Raw genomic sequence first — 17,131 nt, 5'->3', positions numbered from 1 at the left:
AAGGGGTGACGAGCCACGGCATCCCGCACCACACCGCCGGCGACGTCCTGACGGTCGCCCGGGAGCAGGGGCACTCCGTCGCCCTCGACCGCACGTGGCAGCTGGAGAGCGTCCGCCGCGAGGTGGAAGGGACCACGGCCGCCCTGCTCGGCGAGCGGGGGCTGGCCTGGGACCGGTTCTCCCGTCGCGCCCGGCTCGCCGCGCTCGCCCGCCGTGCGTACGACGCCCTGGACCCCGCGACCACCCGCTTCGTGCAGGCGTACGTCGACGGGGTGAACGCCGGCCTCGCCGAGGCCCCCGTCGTCCCGGAGCTCGAGGAGCTCGACGCCCGCCCCGGCCCGTGGGAGCCGTGGACGCCGCTCGGCGTCTTCCTCGTCCAGCACGTGCTGTTCGCGTCGTTCCCGCAGAAGCTGTTCCGCCGCCACGTCGAGCGGCTGGCCGGCTGCGACGTCGCCGCCCTGCTCCACCACGAGGGGCTGGCCACCGCGGGGAGCAACGCCTGGGTGGTCGGCGGCGGGCGGACCGCCTCCGGGCTGCCGCTGCTCGGCGGCGACCCGCACCGCACCTTCGAGATGCCCAACGGCTACCAGCAGGTCCGGCTGACCTGCACCGACCCCGACGACCCCTTCGACGTCGCCGGGTTCACCTTCCCGGGCGTGCCCGGCGTGCAGCACTTCGGCCATGCCGGAGCGGTCGCGTGGGGGATCACCAACGCGATGGGCGACTACCAGGACGTCTTCGTCGAGCGGCTCGAGCGGAGGGGCGACCAGGTCGTCGCCGCGACACCGGACGGGTGGGGTGCCGCGGAGCGGCACGTCGAGCACGTCGAGGTGCGCGGGGGAGACGTGGTCGAGGTGGAGGTCGTGACGACCCCGAACGGGCCGGTCGTCAGCGGCGGCCCCGACGGCGAGGCGTTCGCGCTGCGCACGCCGACGTGGGTGCTGGGCGAGGTCGGGTTCGCGGCCCTGCTGCCGCTGCTCCGGGCGCGGTGCACCCAGGACGTGGTCGACGCACTGGCGCACTGGGTGGAGCCGGTCAACAACCTCGTGGTCGCCGACGCCGCCGGCGACGTGCGGCAGCAGGTGGTCGGCCGGGTGCCGCGCCGGGCCGAGGAGAACCGCTGGCGCCCCGTCCCCGCGTGGGAGCCGGACCACGGCTGGGACGGCTGGGTGGCGCTGCCGGGACGCTCGGTCGGTCCTGACGAGCACCTGGTCACCGCCAACCACCGGATGGACGCCTCGTTCGACGCCGTCGGTGTCGACTTCGCCCCGCCCGGCCGGTCCCGCCGCCTCGATGCGCTGCTCGACGGCCGGAGCGACCTCACCCCGGACGACTTCGCGGCGATGCACCGCGACGTGCTCGCCGGGCAGCCGGCGGTCCTCGCCGAGGCGCTCGCCGCCCTCGACGCGTCGTCCGGCACCCCTGGGGCGCAGGCACTGCTCGCGGAGCTCCGCGCCTGGGACCAGCGGTTCGAGGTCGACAGCACCACCGCCGCGGCGTACGTCGACGTCCGCGACGCGTTCGTGCAGCGGCTCGCAGCCGCGCCGCCCCTCGACGCCGTGACGCGGGAGGAGCAGCCCCACGGGCCGCTCCTCGGGCTCTGGTTCGACCTGCCGCGCCAGCTGCAGGGCAGCCTCGGCAGCGTCCTCTCCGACCTCGGCCGGACCCTCGTCCCGGACCTCGACGACCACCTGCTGGCCGCCGTCGAGGAGGTCGCCGCCCGGCCGCGTCGCCCCTGGGGCGAGCGGCACCGCTACCGGCCCGCGCACGTCCTCGGCCACCGGCTGCCCGACGAGCCCGCGCTGCCCGGCGACAACGACTGCGTGCGCTGCGCCGGCGGCGTGCCCGGATCCGACGCCGTGGTCCGCGGCTCGGTGGCCCGCTACGTCTGGGACCTCGCCGGCCACGGCACGAGCGGCTGGGTGGTGCCGCTCGGCGCTTCCGGCGACCCGCGCAGCCCCCACCACCACAACCAGACCCGAACCTACGCGGAGGGAGGGCTGCTGCCGGTGACCCGTTGCTCTTCTCACAAGGAGTGGTCGGCCTCACGGAGCGGCTCCTAGGCTGGACGATCATGGAGCACCTGTCCCTCCTGGCTGACGGCCGGGAGCACGAGCACGGTCGTGAGCGGGCCCGCTGGGAGAAGGCGGCCGCCGACGTCCTCCGCAAGGCCGGCCGGATGAAGGCCGAGGACCCCGACTCCCTGGTCTGGGAGAAGCTCACCCGCACCACGCTCGACGGCATCGAGATCGCCCCGCTCGGCACGGTGGAGTCCCTCGACGGGCTCCCGGACGCCGGACTGCCGGGCGCCGCGCCGTACACCCGCGGCAGCGCGGTCTCGCGCACCGAGCAGGGATGGGACGTCCGGGCGCACCTGGCCGACCCCGACGCCGCGCAGGCGGCCGCGGCCGCCCTCGACGACCTGGAGAACGGCGTCACCAGCCTCTGGCTCACCGTCGGCCGGGGCGGGGTCGCGGCCGGCGACCTGCCCACGGTCCTCGAGAAGGTGTACGTCGACCTCGCGCCCGTGGTCCTCGACTCCCCGGACGACCCCGTGGCCGCCGCCGAGGCGTTCTGCGCCGTGCTGGCCGACCGTGACGTCACGCCGGCGCCCGGCACCTCGCTGGGCGGCGACCCCGTGGGCGCCGAGGTCCGCGGACACATCGGACGGGACCCGCAGGAGGTCGTCACCCGGCTGGTCGAGCTCGCGCGCGAGCACGGCACGCTGGCGCTGACGGTCGACGCGACCGCGGTCCACGACGCCGGTGCGACCGACGCCCAGGAGCTCGGCTACTCGCTCGCACTCGGTGCGGCGTACCTCCGGATGCTCACCGACCGCGCCGGCCCGGGGCTCGACGTCGCCACCGCGGCGGCGCTGGTCGAGTTCCGCTACGCCGCGACCGACGAGCAGTTCACGACGATCGCCAAGTTCCGCGCCGCCCGCCGCGCGTGGCACCGGGTGCTCGAGCTCTCCGGCGCGCCCGACGCTCCCGGCCAGCTCCAGCACGCCGTCACCAGCCGGCCGATGTACACCAAGTACGACCCTTGGGTGAACATGCTCCGCGGCACCGTCGCCGCCTTCGCGGCCGGCGTCGGCGGGGCGAGCGCGGTCACCGTCCTCCCGTTCGACCACGCGATCGGGCTGCCCGACGGCTTCTCGCGGCGCAACGCCCGCAACACCTCGCTGCTGCTGATCGCGGAGTCGCACGTCGCCCGGGTCACCGACCCCGGCGGTGGCTCCTACGCGCTCGAGAAGCTCACCGACGACCTCGCGCGCGCCGGCTGGGACCAGTTCCAGCGCATCGAGGCCGAGGGCGGCGCGCACGCGTCGGTCCGCAGCGACACCGGGCTGCTCACCCGGATCCGCACGCAGGCGGTCGAGCCGCGGCAGCGCCAGATCGCCAAGCGGCGCCGTCCGATCACCGGTGTCAGCGAGTTCCCGAACCTCGAGGAGACGCTCCCGGAGCGCCGCCCGCACCCCGAGGGCGCCGCGGTGGTGACGCGCTACGCCGAGCCGTACGAGGTGCTGCGCGACGAGCCGGCCGCCACGCCGGTCTTCCTGGCCACGATGGGCCCGGTCGCCCACCACACCGCCCGCGCCGGCTTCGCGGCCAACCTGCTCGCCGCCGGCGGTGTGGACACCGTCCAGGCCGGGGCGACGAACAGCGTCGAGGAGGTCGTGTCGGCCTACCGGTCGAGCGAGCCGATGAGCCCGGTGGTCTGCCTCGCCGGCACGGACCAGGCCTACGCGGAGTGGGGGAGCGAGCTCGCCGCCGAGCTGCGCGAGGCGGGTGCGTCGTACGTCGTCCTCGCGGGCAAGCCGGGGGACAGGACCGTGCCCGTCGGCAAGGTCGACGACAGCTGCGCGATGGGTGTCGATGCGCTCGCCTTCCTGGGCCGGGTGCGGAAGGAGCTCGCGAAGTGAGCATCCCGGAGTCGTTCGCCGACCTGACCCTGGACGGGGAGGCCCCCACCACGGCCGCCGCGCCCGAGCCCGGCGTGCCCTGGCAGTCGCCCGAGGGGATCGACGTCAAGCCGCTCTACACCGCGGCCGACCTCGAGGGGCTCGACGCCCTCGACACCTACCCGGGGCTGAGCCCGTTCCTGCGCGGCCCCTACCCGACGATGTACACCACCCAGCCGTGGACGATCCGCCAGTACGCCGGGTTCTCCACCGCCGAGGAGTCCAACGCCTTCTACCGCCGCAACCTCAAGGCGGGCCAGAAGGGGCTGTCGGTCGCCTTCGACCTCGCGACCCACCGGGGCTACGACTCCGACCACCCGCGGGTGCGCGGCGACGTCGGCATGGCGGGCGTGGCGATCGACTCGATCTACGACGCGCGGACCCTCTTCGACGGCATCCCGCTGGACCAGATGTCGGTGTCGATGACGATGAACGGCGCGGTGCTGCCGGTCATGGCGCTCTACATCGTCGCGGCCGAGGAGCAGGGGGTGAAGCCGGAGCAGCTCGCGGGGACCATCCAGAACGACATCCTCAAGGAGTTCATGGTCCGCAACACCTACATCTACCCGCCGCTGCCGAGCATGCGGGTGATCAGCGACATCTTCGCCTACACCGCCGAGAAGATGCCGCGGTTCAACTCGATCTCGATCTCCGGCTACCACATGCAGGAGGCCGGGGCGACCGCCGACCTCGAGCTCGCGTACACGCTGGCCGACGGCGTCGAGTACGTCCGCGCCGGCCTCGCCGCCGGGCTCGACATCGACCGCTTCGCACCGCGGCTCAGCTTCTTCTGGGCCATCGGGATGAACTTCTTCATGGAGGTCGCGAAGATGCGCGCGGCCCGGGCCCTGTGGGCGCGGCTGGTGAGCGACTTCGACCCGAAGAACCCCAAGTCGCTGTCGCTGCGCACCCACTCGCAGACCAGCGGCTGGTCCTTGACCGCGCAGGACGTCTTCAACAACGTCCAACGCACCTGCATCGAGGCGATGGCCGCGACCCAGGGCCACACCCAGTCGCTGCACACCAACGCGCTCGACGAGGCGATCGCGCTGCCGACCGACTTCTCGGCGCGCATCGCCCGCAACACCCAGCTGCTGCTCCAGCAGGAGTCCGGCACCACCGGGATCATCGACCCCTGGGCCGGCTCCTACTACGTCGAGCGGCTCACCCAGGACCTCGCCGAGCGGGCCTGGGCACACATCCAGGAGGCCGAGCAGGCCGGCGGGATGGCGAAGGCGATCGAGGCCGGGATCCCGAAGATGCGCATCGAGGAGGCGGCCGCCCGCACCCAGGCGCGGATCGACTCCGGGCTCCAGGCGGTCGTCGGCGTCAACACCTACCGGCCCGCCGAGGTCGACGAGCTCGACGTGCTCAAGGTCGACAACGCCGCGGTGCTCGCCTCCCAGGTCGCGAAGCTCGAGCGGCTCCGCGCGGAGCGCGACCCCGACGCCGTACGACGCGCACTGGCGGCGCTCACCGAGGCCGCCGAGAGGGGCGGGTCGGACGGCTCCATGGAGTCCAACCTGCTGAAGCTGTCCGTCGACGCCGCCCGCGCGAAGGCGACGGTCGGGGAGATCTCCGAGGCGCTGGAGAAGGTCTGGGGCCGCCACCAGGCGGTGATCCGTACGATCTCCGGTGTGTACCGCTCCGAGGCCGGCAGCGACAACGAGACCGTCCAGCGGGTGCTCGACGCCACCGCGAAGTTCGAGGAGGACGAGGGGCGCCGCCCCCGCATCCTCGTCGCCAAGATGGGGCAGGACGGCCACGACCGCGGCCAGAAGGTGATCGTCAGCGCCTTCGCCGACCTCGGCTTCGACGTCGACGTGGGCCCGCTGTTCTCCACCCCCGAGGAGGTCGCGCAGCAGGCGGTCGACGCGGACGTGCACATCGTCGGTGTCAACTCGCTCGCCGCGGGCCACCTCACGCTCGTCCCGGCGCTGCGCAAGGCGCTCGCCGACCTCGGGCGCGAGGACGTCATGGTGGTCGTGGGCGGCGTGATCCCGCCCGACGACGTCCCGGCGCTCCTCGACATGGGGGCCGCCGCGGTCTTCCCGCCGGGGACGGTGATCGCGGAGTCCGCGCTGACCCTGCTGGAGAAGTTGTCGGCGAGCCTCGGCCACTGATGGCCAGGGAGGTCGACGTCGACGGGCTCGTCGACGAGGTCCGCGCCGGCCGGCGCGCGGCGGTCGCCCGGGCGATCACGCTCGTCGAGTCCTCGCGGCCCGACCACCGTGCCGCTGCCCGGCGGCTCGTCGCGACGCTCAGCGAACGCGCGCCGGGCCACTCCTCGGGCGACCGCATGGTGCCGCGGGTCGGGATCTCCGGCGTGCCCGGGGTGGGGAAGTCGACGTTCATCGAGACCCTCGGCACCCAGCTGACCGGCGACGGGCTCAAGGTCGGCGTGCTGGCCGTCGACCCGTCGTCGGTGCGCACCGGCGGCTCCGTGCTCGGCGACAAGACCCGGATGGCCCGGCTCGCCGCCGACCCCCACGCGTTCATCCGTCCCTCCCCGTCGGCCGGCACTCTCGGCGGGGTCGCCAAGGCGACCTCCCAGGCGATGGTCGTGCTCGAGGCCGCCGGGTACGACGTCGTGCTGGTCGAGACCGTCGGCGTCGGCCAGTCCGAGGTGACCGTCGCCGGCATGGTCGACACCTTCCTGTTCCTCACCCTGGCCCGCACCGGCGACCAGCTGCAGGGGATCAAGAAGGGGATCCTCGAGATCGCCGACGTCATCGCGGTGAACAAGGCCGACGACCGCGAGGTCGAGACCCGGGCGGCCGCGAAGGAGCTGGCCGGCGCGCTGCGCTTCGTCCACCGCTCGCAGGGGAGCAAGCCCGGGTGGGTCCCGCCGGTGCTCACCTGCTCCGGGCTCTCCGGGCAGGGCGTGCCCGAGGTCTGGGAGCAGGTGCTCGCCCACCGCGAGTCGCTGGGGGAGGAGGGGCTGGCGCGGAAGCGGGCCGCCCAGCAGCTGGAGTTCACCTGGGCCCTGGTCCGCGACGAGCTCGAGCAGCGGCTCCGGAGCTCGCGCTCGGTGGCCGCGGTCCGGGACGAGCTGCGCGAGGAGCTGCTCTCCGGGCGGATGCAGGCCACGACCGCGGCGGACCGGATCATCGCCGCCTTCGACTCCGAGCTCGCCGGCGGGTCTGCGGCACCCGATACCGTGGGGAGGTCATGACCGTCCCTCCCAGCACCCACGCCCGGGCCCTCGCCGCCACGATCGACGCGCTCGAGGCCGAGATCGTCGACCTCCGCCGCGACCTGCACTGCCACCCGGAGCTGGCCTGGAACGAGTCGCGCACGACCGAGCTGATCGCCGACCGGCTCACCGCGGAAGGGATCAAGGTCGAGCGGCTCACGAAGTCGGGGCTGATCGCCGACCTCGGCTCGACGGAGGGGCCGGTCGTCGCGCTCCGCGCCGACCTGGACGCGCTCCCGGTCGAGGACCAGACCACCGACCCCTGGCGGAGCACGGTCGACGGGGTCGCGCACGCCTGCGGCCACGACGTCCACGCCGCCTGCCTGCTCGGCGCGGGGCTCGCCCTGCAGCGGCTGCACGTCGAGCACCCGCTCCCCGGCGGCGTGCGGCTGCTCTTCCAGCCGGCCGAGGAGGTGATGCCCGGGGGCGCCCTCGAGGTGATCGCCGCCGGCGGGCTCGAAGGGGTCACCCACGCGTTCGGGCTGCACTGCGACCCCTCGCTCGACGTCGGCCACGTCGGGCTCCGGGTCGGCCCGATCACCGGCGCCGCCGACCACGTCAAGGTCCGGCTCACCGGCCGCGGCGGCCACACCTCGCGGCCGCACCTCACCCAGGACCTCACCTATGCCCTCGGGGTGCTGATCACCCAGCTCCCGGCCGCGCTCAGCCGGCGGCTCGACCCGCGGGCCGGGGCGAGCGTCGTGTGGGGCGTGGTCCGCGCCGGCTCCGCCGTCAACGTCATCCCCGCCTCCGGCGAGGCCGCCGGGACCGTCCGGATGCTCGACCAGGTCGCCTGGGCCGACGCCGAGTCGCTGGTCCGCGAGACGGTCGACCAGCTCCTCGCGCCGTACGGCGTGGACGCGGACGTGCACTACGTGCGCGGCGTCCCCCCGGTCGTGAACGAGCCCCGCTCCACCGCCGTCCTCGCCGACGCGGTCGAGACGGTGCTGGGCGAGGACGGGATCGTCACCACCACGCAGAGCCTCGGCGGCGAGGACTTCGGGTGGTACCTCGAGACGGTCCGCGGCGCCATGGGTCGCCTCGGCACCCGGACGCCGGGCGGCCCGACGTTCGACCTGCACCAGGGCGACCTGCGCGTCGACGACCGGGCCGTGGCGATCGGGGCGAAGGTGCTCGCCCAGAGCGCCCGGCTCGCGCTCAACGCCTGACGGTCACCCCTTGACGTAGGGGACGCCGTCCGCGGCCGGCGGCCGCGAGCGGCCGACCAGCCCCGCCACCGCGAAGACCGTGACGACGTAGGGCAGCATCAGCATGAACTGGCTGGGCACCGGCGATCCGATCACCGACAGCACGCCCTGCAGCGTCGAGGCGAAGCCGAAGAGCAGCGCCGCGAGCGTCGCGCGGATCGGGTCCCACTTGCCGAAGATGACCGCCGCCAGCGCGATGTAGCCCGCGCCGCCGGTCATCTCGCGGTTGAACTGCGGCACCGACACCAGCGTGTAGAACGCACCACCGAGCCCGGCGATCGCGCCGGCGAGCAGGACCGCGCGGTAGCGGGTGCGGTTCACCTTGATGCCGACGGTGTCGGCGGCCTTCGGGTGCTCCCCGACCGCGCGGAGCCGCAGCCCCCAGCGGGAGCGGTAGAGCGCCCAGGCGATCACCGCGACCGCGACGTACATCAGGTAGACCACGGCGGTCTGCTGGAACAGCACGGGCCCGATCACCGGGATCTCGCCGAGCAGCGGGATCTCGATCGCCTTGAACCGCGGCGGGGAGTTCAGCTCGGCAGCGTTCGGCGCGAGCACCTGGCTGAACAGGAAGCTGGTCAGCCCGATCACCAGCACGTTGAGCACGACGCCGACGATCACCTGGTCGACGTGGTAGGAGATCGCGAAGACGCCGAGCAGGACGGCGACGAGCAGCCCGGCGAACGCGGCGCCGGCGAGGCCGGCCCAGGTGGAGCCGATCATCGAGCCGACCAGCGCGGCCGCGAAGGCGCCGGCGAGCAGCTGGCCGTCGATGGCGATGTTCACGACACCGGCCCGCTCGCCGATCACGCCCGACATCGCGCCGAAGACGAGCGGCACCGCCAGCGCGATGGCGCCGCCGAGGAGCCCGACGACGGGAATGGTGCCGCCCGCGGCGGCCCAGGCGAGGAACGACACGAGCGCGGCCACCGTGAAGAGCGCGACCAGCCACAGCGGCGTCGGCCGTTCCCGCAGGGTGAGCGCCCAGGACCAGCCGGCGATCGCCGCCATGACCACCACGAGGAGCCACGCGGTCACCATCGCCGGCACCGTGACCGCCGGGAGCTGGAAGAGGTCGTCGCGGGTCGACAGCCGGAACGTCGTGTCGCCGTCGTGGCTGCCGAGCAGCAGGACGAGCGCGAGCCCGACGGTGAAGATCGAGAGCACCACGGGGGCCTTGCGGCTCACCACGGTGACGACGGTCGGCGCCTCCTCCGCGGGGGTGGTCGTCGGCGCGGCCGAGATGGTCATGCGGCCTCCTTCGCGGGGAGCCGGAACACCGCGCGGACCAGCGGCGGCGCGGCGATGAAGAGCACGATCAGCGACTGCACGACGAGCACCAGGTCGATCGGGATCCCCTGGGAGGCCTGCATCGCGAAGCCGCCGGCCTTGAAGGCGCCGAAGAGCAGCCCCGCGGCGAGGATCCCCAGCGGCCGGGAGCGGCCGAGGAGCGCCACGGTGATCGCGTCGAAGCCGATGCCGGCGTCGAGGTCGACCGTGACGCCGCTGGTCACGGTGCCGAGCACCTGGTTGGCGCCGGCGAGCCCGACGAGCGCACCGGCGACCAGCATGACGACGGTGTACGTGCGGCCCACGTCGATGCCGGCCGTGCGGGCCGCCTCGGGGTTCTCGCCGGCCGCCCGGATCCGGAAGCCGAACGCGGACCGGTTGAGGATCCACCAGACGACCGCGACCGCGACCAGCGCGAGCAGGAAGCCCAGGTGGAGGGTGTACCGGTCGCCGAGGAGCCGGGGGAGCGTCGCGGAGTCCTGGATCGGCAGCGACTTGGGGTTCGCTGAGTTCGGCGCCTGGAGGATGCTCTCCTGCGACAGGGCGTAGAAGACCAGATAGAACCCGACGTAGTTGAGCATGATCGTGACGATCACCTCGTGGGCGCCGGTGCGGGCCTTGAGAAAGCCGGCCAGCGCGCCCCACAGGCCGCCGAAGAGCATCGCCACGAGCAGGGCCACGACGAGGTGGATCCCGGCGGGCAGGTCGGCCTTGACGCCGATCCACCCGGCAGCCGCGCCACCGAGGAGCATCTGGCCACGGCCGCCGATGTTGAAGAGCCCGGCCCGGAACGCGAGCCCCACGCCGAGCCCGGCGAGGATCAGCGGGCCCGCGAACTTCAGGGTCTCGGTGAGCGGCCGGATCGCCGTCGCCGGGTCGTCGACGCGGTTGTTGTAGACCGACCCCTGGAACAGCGCGGTGTAGGCGCCCCAGATCGCGTCGAACGCGGCGTCGACGGTGTCGCCGGGGCGCGAGAAGAAGTACTTCGACGCCTCCCGCACCTCGTCGTCGGTCACCGCGACGAGGAGCGACCCGACGATCACGGCCAGCACCAGCGCCAGGACCGCGGTCAGCACGTTGCCGGCCACGATCTCGCGCAGGGTCAGCCGCCACGACGGCGGATCGCCCGGGGCGGTGGTCCCCGACTTCGCCTCCGACGTCTCGCCGGGGATCTCGGGAGGTGCGCCGGTCACGCCACTGCTCCTTCCGGGGTCTCCCCGGTCATCATCAGCCCCAGCACGTCGCGGGGGGTGTCGGCGGGCACGATGCCGACCACGCGGCCGCGGTAGAGCACCATGATCCGGTCGGCGAGCGCGACCACCTCGTCGAGCTCGGTGGAGACCACCAGCACCGGGAGCCCGGAGTCGCGGGTGGCCACGACCTGCTTGTGGATGAACTCGATGGAGCCGACGTCGACGCCGCGGGTCGGCTGGGCGGCCACGAGGAGCCGCAGGTCGCGGGAGAGCTCACGGGCCACGACGACCTTCTGCTGGTTGCCGCCGGAGAGCTTGCCCACGAGGGTCTCGATCCCGGGGGTGCGCACGTCGTACTCGTGGACCATGCGCCGGGCGAACTCGTCGCGCGCCTTGAGCTGCAGGCTGCCGCGCCGGGTGAACGGCGAGCCGTGGCTGCGGTCGAGCATGAGGTTCTCGGCGACGCTCATCCCGGCGACCAGCCCGTCGACCTGGCGGTCCTCGGGGATGAACCCGACGCCCGCGTCGAGGATCTGGCGGACCGTGCGGCCGACGAGCTCCTTGCCGTCGAGCGTGATCGAGCCGCGCACGCGGCCCTGGAGCCCGAGCAGCGCCTCGGTCAGCTCGGTCTGGCCGTTGCCCTGCACACCCGCGACGCAGAGCACCTCGCCAGCGCGGATCTCGAAGCTGAGCCCGTCGACGTGGACGTGGCCGGTGTCGTCGATGACGGTGAGGTCGCGGACGACGAGCGCCTCCTTGCCGAGCTTCGGGGCGTCCTTGCGGACGGTGAGCTCGACCGGGCGGCCGACCATCATCGAGGCGAGCTCGGCGTTGCTCGCCGACGGGCTCGCCTCGCCGACGACCTTGCCGAGGCGGATCACGGTGATGCGGTCCGCGACCTCGCGGACCTCGCGCAGCTTGTGGGTGATGAAGACGATCGCCTTCCCGGCGGAGCGGAGCTGGCGCATGATCTCCATCAGCTCGTCGGTCTCCGACGGCGTGAGCACCGCGGTCGGCTCGTCGAAGACGAGCACCTCCGCGTCGCGGGAGAGCGCCTTGATGATCTCGACGCGCTGCTGGACGCCGACCGGGAGGTCCTCGACCAGCCGGTCGGGGTCGACGTGGAAGCCGAACCGGTCGGCGATCTCACGGACCCGCGCGCGGGAGGCGTCGAGGTCGAGCCGGCCGGCGAAGCCGGTCTGCTCGTTGCCGAGCATGACGTTCTCGGCGACGGTGAAGACGGGGATGAGCATGAAGTGCTGGTGCACCATGCCGATGCCGGCAGCCATGGCGTCGCCGGGCCCGGAGAAGCGCTGCACCTCGCCGTCGAGGACGATCTCACCCTCGTCGGCCTGGTAGAGGCCGTAGAGGACGTTCATCAGCGTCGACTTGCCGGCGCCGTTCTCCCCGAGAAGGCAGTGGATCTCGCCGGGCTCGACGGTCAGCGAGATCGAGTCGTTGGCGACCAGCGACCCGAACCGCTTGGTGATGTTGCGCAGCTCCAGCTTCATGGGGCGGGCTCCATGGTTCCTCGTTCCGCTCGGCGTGGATCGGGGGAGGCCCCGGAAGGGCCTCCCCCGATCGTGGCTGAAGGTATCTCGCGGTGGCGAGTCCTCACTGCTCCAGGTAGGAGGTCACCTCGATGGAACCGTCGATGATCCCGGCCTTGATCTGCTCCAGCTCGTCGGCGACGGTGTCGGACACCTTGCCCTCGAAGTTGTGGAACGGTGCCAGGCCCACACCGTCGTTCTCGAGGGTGCCGACGTACGGCGTGAAGTCGAGGTCGCCCTCGCCCGCCTGCTTGACGGCCTCGTAGGTCGAGACCTTCATGTTCTTCAGGATCGAGGTGAGCACGACGTCCTGGGTGTTCGGGTCGGTCTCGTAGAAGTCCGCGTCCACACCGATCAGCGCGATCTCCCGACCGGCGTCCTCGATGGCGGTCAGCGCGCCCTGGTAGATCGGGCCGCCGACCGGCAGGAGCACGTCGGCGTCCTGGTCGATCAGCCGCTGCGCGGTCTGCGTGGCGACGTTGTTGGCCTCGAAGCCGCCGGTGAAGGCGCCGTCCTTGCCGTCCCAGCCGATGACCTTGACGTTCTTGCCCTTCTCCTGGTTGTAGTAGTCGACGCCCTGCTTGAAGCCGTCCATGAAGATCGTCACGGTCGGGAACGGCTGGCCGCCGTAGGTGCCGACGACGCCGGTCTTGGAGTAGTCGGCCGCCAGGTAGCCGGCGAGGAACGCCGCCTCCGCGGTGTTGTAGAGGATCGGCTTGATGTTCGGCTGGTCGGGCTGGCCGTCGAAGGTCTCGCCGTCCTCGCCGCCGTCGGCCGCGTCGTCGATCAGGATGTACTCGAGGTCCGGGTTCGCGGCCGCGGACTCCTTGGTCGCCGAGGCGAGCGCGAAGCCGACGGTCACGATGGCCTGGCAGCCCTGGGAGACGAGGCTCTCGAGGTTCGGGCCGTAGTCGTTCTCGCTGTTGGACTCGACCTCGATCGCCTCGACGCCCAGCTCCTCGGCCGCCTGCGTGACGCCCTCGTAGCTCAGCTGGTTGAAGGACTTGTCGTCGAAGCCACCGGCGTCGGACACGATGCAGGGGATGAAGTCGCTGGCCGAGTCACCGCTGCCGCTCCCGTTCCCGCTGTCGTTGTCCTCCTCGGGAGCGTCCCCGCACGCAGCCAGTGCGGCGGTGGCCAGCAGGGTGGCAAGTCCGCCGGCGACGGCCCTCGTCTTCCTGTTCACAAGTTCCTCCATGTCCTTGCCCCGCGTTCGGTGGGGGCTGAGCGGTCGGGACGAATGCTGCCGGTTCGGACCACCCCGGGGAAGCGCACCGCCCCAGTGGTTATCAGGTTGGAACCTTCGGCGTCCCTCCGTAGGTCCTGAGAAGGGTCCCGACCGGCACTGTTGGGGCATAGTGTGCCGCGATGAGCGGGCAGACTGACGACTGGGACCGGCTGCTGGCGGCGGCGACGGACGTGATGCGGCGCGCCTACGCGCCCTACTCCGGCTACCGGGTGGGGGCGGCGGCCCTCGTGGACGACGGCCGGACGGTGGTCGGCTGCAACGTGGAGAACGCCGCCTACGGCGTCACGCTGTGTGCGGAGTGCGGGCTGGTCTCCGCCCTGCACGCGAGCGGGGGCGGTCGGTTGGTCAGGTTCGTCTGCGTCAACGGCGACGGCGAGGTGATCATGCCGTGCGGCCGGTGCCGTCAGCTGCTGTGGGAGAACGGCGGTCCGGCCCTCGAGGTCATGACCGTCCGCGGCGTACGGCCGATGACCGAGGTGCTGCCCGACGCCTTCGGGCCCGAGGACCTGGAGCACGGGAGCGGAGCATGAGCGAGAAGCAGGCCGAGAAGCGGACCGAGCCGTACGACGCCGTCGACGTGATCATCGCCAAGCGCGACGGCCACGCGCTGGAGGACGGCCAGGTCGACTGGGTGGTGGACGCCTACACGCGGGGCGTGGTCGCCGACGAGCAGATGTCCGCGCTGGCGATGGCGATCCTGCTCAACGGGATGACCCGCGACGAGATCAGCCGCTGGACCGCCGCGATGATCGCCTCGGGGGAGCGGATGGACTTCTCCGGGCTGTCGCGGCCGACCGCCGACAAGCACTCCACCGGCGGCGTCGGGGACAAGATCACGCTGCCGCTGGCGCCGCTCGTCGCGGCTTGCGGCGTCGCCGTGCCGCAGCTGTCGGGACGCGGCCTGGGGCACACCGGGGGCACGCTCGACAAGCTCGAGTCGATCCCGGGGTGGCGCGCCTCGCTCACCAACGACGAGATCATGGCCCAGCTCGAGGAGGTCGGCGCGGTGATCTGCGCCGCCGGGAGCGGGCTGGCCCCGGCGGACAAGAAGCTCTACGCGCTCCGCGACGTCACTGGCACGGTCGAGGCGATCCCGCTGATCGCCTCGTCGATCATGAGCAAGAAGATCGCCGAGGGCACCGGGTCGCTCGTGCTCGACGTGAAGGTCGGCTCGGGTGCGTTCATGAAGACCCGCGAGCGGGCGCAGGACCTCGCCGAGACGATGGTCGCGCTCGGCACCGACGCGGGGGTGCGGACGGTCGCGCTGCTCACCGACATGGACACGCCGCTCGGGCTCACCGCCGGAAACGCGCTGGAGGTGCGGGAGTCGGTCGAGGTGCTCGCCGGCGGGGGCCCGGCCGACGTGGTCGAGCTGACCCTGGCGCTGGCCCGGGAGATGCTCGCGGGCGCCGGCCGCGACGACGTGGACCCCGCCGACCGGCTGGCCGACGGCTCCGCGATGGACGTGTGGCGGCGGATGGTCGCCGCGCAGAACGGCGACCCGGACGCGGAGCTCCCGACCGCGAAGCACACCGAGGTCGTCACGGCCCCGGCGAGCGGGGTGCTGACCCGGCTCGACGCGATGGCCGTCGGCGTCGCCGCCTGGCGGCTCGGGGCGGGGCGCGCCGCGCAGGGCGAGCCCGTGCAGGCGGCCGCAGGCGTCGAGATGCACGCCAAGCCGGGCGACACCGTCACCGAGGGGCAGCCGCTGCTGACCCTGCACACCGACGAGCCGGGCCGCATCGAGCGGGCCCGCGCCGCGCTCGAGGGCGGGTTCGACGTGGGGGAGGGCCACGAGCCGGCGCCGCTGGTGCTCGGCCGCGTCGGCTGAGGGCTACGCCGGCAGCAGCAGGACCACGGTCTCCGCGACGCAGGCCGGCTTCTCGACGTCCTCGATCTCGACGACGTAGCGGGTCACCATCTGCTTGCCCGCCGGCACGTCGGTGACCTCGGCGATCGTCGCGCGGGCCCGGATCCGGGAGCCCACCGGCACCGGGTGCGGGAACCGCACCTTGTTGACGCCGTAGTTGAGCTTCGCGCCCATGGTGTCGAGGTGGAACAGCTGCGCGGCCAGCATCGGCACCAGCGACAGAGTGAGGTAGCCGTGCGCGATCGTCCCGCCGAAGGGCCCGGCGGCCGCGCGGGCCCGGTCGACGTGGATCCACTGGTGGTCGCCGGTCGCGTCGGCGAACATGTCGACCTGCTGCTGCGTCACCGTCACCCAGTCGGTGGGGCCGAGCTCCACGCCGACGGCGGCCGAGAGCTCCTCGAGACTCCGGAACACCCGCATCGCCCGTTCCTCCTCCTGCTCTGGTTCCATGACCTGCATGGTTGAACGTAGTCGACCCGACGTACGGCGGGCCCCCAAGGTGCTGCTCCACGACCACCTCGACGGAGGGCTCCGGCCGGCCACGGTCGCCGAGGTCGCCCGGGAGATCGGCCACGAGCTGCCGACGTACGACGTCGACGGGCTCGGCCGCTGGTTCCGCGACTCGGCCGACTCCGGCTCGCTGGAGCGCTACCTCGACACCTTCCAGCACACCGTGGCGGTCATGCAGCGCGCCGAGGACCTGCGCCGGGTGGCGCGGGAGTGCGTCGAGGACCTGGCCGCGGACAACGTGGTCTACGCCGAGGTGCGCTACGCCCCCGAGCAGCACCTGCGGGCCGGGCTGACGCTGCAGCAGGTGGTCGACGCGGTGCGCGAGGGGTTCCTCGAGGGCGAGGAGGCGGCCCGCCGCGACGGCCGCCCGATCACCGTGCGCCAGCTGCTGACCGCGATGCGCCACGAGGCGCGGTCGCGCGAGATCGCCGAGCTGATGATCGCCAACCGCGACCGCGGCGTCGCCGGGTTCGACATCGCGGGCGCCGAAGCGGGCTACCCGCCCACCCGCCACCTCGACGCGTTCGAGTACCTCCAGCGCGAGAACGCGCACTTCACGATCCACGCCGGCGAGGGGTTCGGGCTGCCGTCGATCTGGCAGGCGATCCAGTGGTGCGGCGCCGACCGGCTCGGCCACGGCGTACGCATCGTCGACGACCTGCGCGTCGGCAACGACGGCACCCCGGTGCTCGGCCGGCTCGCGGAGTACGTCCGCGACAAGCGGATCCCGCTCGAGATGTGCCCGTCGTCCAACGTGCAGACCGGGGCGGCGCCGTCCATCGAGGAGCACCCCATCGGGCTGCTCACGAAGCTGCGGTTCAGGGTCACGGTGAACACCGACAACCGGCTGATGAGCGGCACCTCGATGAGCCAGGAGATGGGCAAGCTCGTCGACGCGTTCGGCTACACCGCGGCCGACCTCCGCTGGTTCACGGTCAACGCGATGAAGTCGGCGTTCCTCCCCTTCGACGAGCGGCTGAAGATCATCGAGCACCAGATCAAGCCGGCGTACGCCGCGCTCGGGGGCTGAGCGCCCACTCGATGAGTTCCGGGACGGGGGATCGTCATGAGGAATGACGACAACCGCCGCCTCGAGGAGGA

General features: G+C 72.8%; 13 protein-coding genes. 8 read left to right on the top strand and 5 right to left on the bottom strand.

Annotated elements, in window-relative coordinates; genetic code table 11:
- Positions 1–5: 5 nt before the first annotated feature.
- From FIP57_RS01355 to FIP57_RS01335, 5 genes are read left to right on the top strand one after another with little or no spacing between them, the layout of a single operon-like run.
- Positions 6–2,063, top strand: a complete 2,058-nt coding sequence (locus tag FIP57_RS01355) for a penicillin acylase family protein (RefSeq protein WP_148571171.1) — start codon at positions 6–8, stop codon at positions 2,061–2,063.
- Positions 2,064–2,074: 11 nt separating this feature from the next.
- Positions 2,075–3,925: a methylmalonyl-CoA mutase family protein gene (locus FIP57_RS01350; protein ID WP_148571169.1), complete on the top strand. Its 1,851-nt coding sequence runs from the start codon at positions 2,075–2,077 to the stop codon at positions 3,923–3,925.
- The gene (gene scpA, locus FIP57_RS01345) at positions 3,922–6,087 is read left to right on the top strand and encodes a methylmalonyl-CoA mutase (RefSeq protein ID WP_148571167.1); all 2,166 of its coding nucleotides are present in this window, start codon (positions 3,922–3,924) and stop codon (positions 6,085–6,087) included. Before FIP57_RS01350 ends, scpA begins: the two co-directional genes overlap by 4 nt.
- Complete coding sequence (meaB, locus tag FIP57_RS01340; RefSeq protein ID WP_148571165.1) at positions 6,087–7,139, top strand: methylmalonyl Co-A mutase-associated GTPase MeaB; 1,053 nt, start codon at positions 6,087–6,089, stop codon at positions 7,137–7,139. Before scpA ends, meaB begins: the two co-directional genes overlap by 1 nt.
- Complete coding sequence (locus tag FIP57_RS01335) at positions 7,136–8,329, top strand: amidohydrolase (RefSeq protein WP_148571163.1); 1,194 nt, start codon at positions 7,136–7,138, stop codon at positions 8,327–8,329. The genes meaB and FIP57_RS01335 overlap by 4 nt, the downstream gene beginning before the upstream one ends.
- 3 nt (positions 8,330–8,332) lie before the next feature.
- On the opposite strand, the gene FIP57_RS01330 is transcribed toward FIP57_RS01335, so the two are convergent.
- From FIP57_RS01330 to FIP57_RS01315, 4 genes are all read right to left on the bottom strand, one after another.
- Positions 8,333–9,619: an ABC transporter permease gene (locus tag FIP57_RS01330; RefSeq protein ID WP_148571161.1), complete on the bottom strand. Its 1,287-nt coding sequence runs from the start codon at positions 9,617–9,619 to the stop codon at positions 8,333–8,335.
- The gene (locus tag FIP57_RS01325; RefSeq protein ID WP_203230984.1) at positions 9,616–10,851 is read right to left on the bottom strand and encodes an ABC transporter permease; all 1,236 of its coding nucleotides are present in this window, start codon (positions 10,849–10,851) and stop codon (positions 9,616–9,618) included. The genes FIP57_RS01330 and FIP57_RS01325 overlap by 4 nt, the downstream gene beginning before the upstream one ends.
- Positions 10,848–12,362, bottom strand: a complete 1,515-nt coding sequence (locus tag FIP57_RS01320; protein ID WP_148571158.1) for an ABC transporter ATP-binding protein — start codon at positions 12,360–12,362, stop codon at positions 10,848–10,850. Before FIP57_RS01320 ends, FIP57_RS01325 begins: the two co-directional genes overlap by 4 nt.
- Positions 12,363–12,465: 103 nt before the next feature.
- Positions 12,466–13,587: a BMP family lipoprotein gene (locus FIP57_RS01315; RefSeq protein ID WP_238993200.1), complete on the bottom strand. Its 1,122-nt coding sequence runs from the start codon at positions 13,585–13,587 to the stop codon at positions 12,466–12,468.
- A 182-nt stretch (positions 13,588–13,769) separates the two neighbouring features.
- On the opposite strand from FIP57_RS01315, the gene FIP57_RS01310 reads away from it, so the two are divergent.
- Positions 13,770–14,180 (top strand): cytidine deaminase, encoded by a 411-nt coding sequence (locus tag FIP57_RS01310; protein ID WP_148571154.1) that lies wholly within the window; start codon positions 13,770–13,772, stop codon positions 14,178–14,180.
- Positions 14,177–15,481: a thymidine phosphorylase gene (locus tag FIP57_RS01305; protein WP_148571152.1), complete on the top strand. Its 1,305-nt coding sequence runs from the start codon at positions 14,177–14,179 to the stop codon at positions 15,479–15,481. The genes FIP57_RS01310 and FIP57_RS01305 overlap by 4 nt, the downstream gene beginning before the upstream one ends.
- A 3-nt stretch (positions 15,482–15,484) precedes the next feature.
- Here the strand turns inward: FIP57_RS01305 and FIP57_RS01300 are convergent, their stop codons facing one another.
- A complete protein-coding gene (locus tag FIP57_RS01300; protein ID WP_148571776.1) occupies positions 15,485–15,940 on the bottom strand; it encodes a MaoC family dehydratase in 456 nt (151 codons plus the stop codon).
- A 37-nt stretch (positions 15,941–15,977) separates the two neighbouring features.
- On the opposite strand from FIP57_RS01300, the gene FIP57_RS01295 reads away from it, so the two are divergent.
- Positions 15,978–17,060 (top strand): adenosine deaminase, encoded by a 1,083-nt coding sequence (locus FIP57_RS01295; RefSeq protein ID WP_148571150.1) that lies wholly within the window; start codon positions 15,978–15,980, stop codon positions 17,058–17,060.
- Positions 17,061–17,131: the final 71 nt, after the last annotated feature.

The organism is Nocardioides caldifontis (genome assembly GCF_008087345.1).
GTDB classification, from domain to species: domain Bacteria; phylum Actinomycetota; class Actinomycetes; order Propionibacteriales; family Nocardioidaceae; genus Marmoricola_A; species Marmoricola_A caldifontis.
Note: the sequence above shows the minus strand (reverse complement) of the source record. Positions and strands in the feature narration are given on the sequence as shown.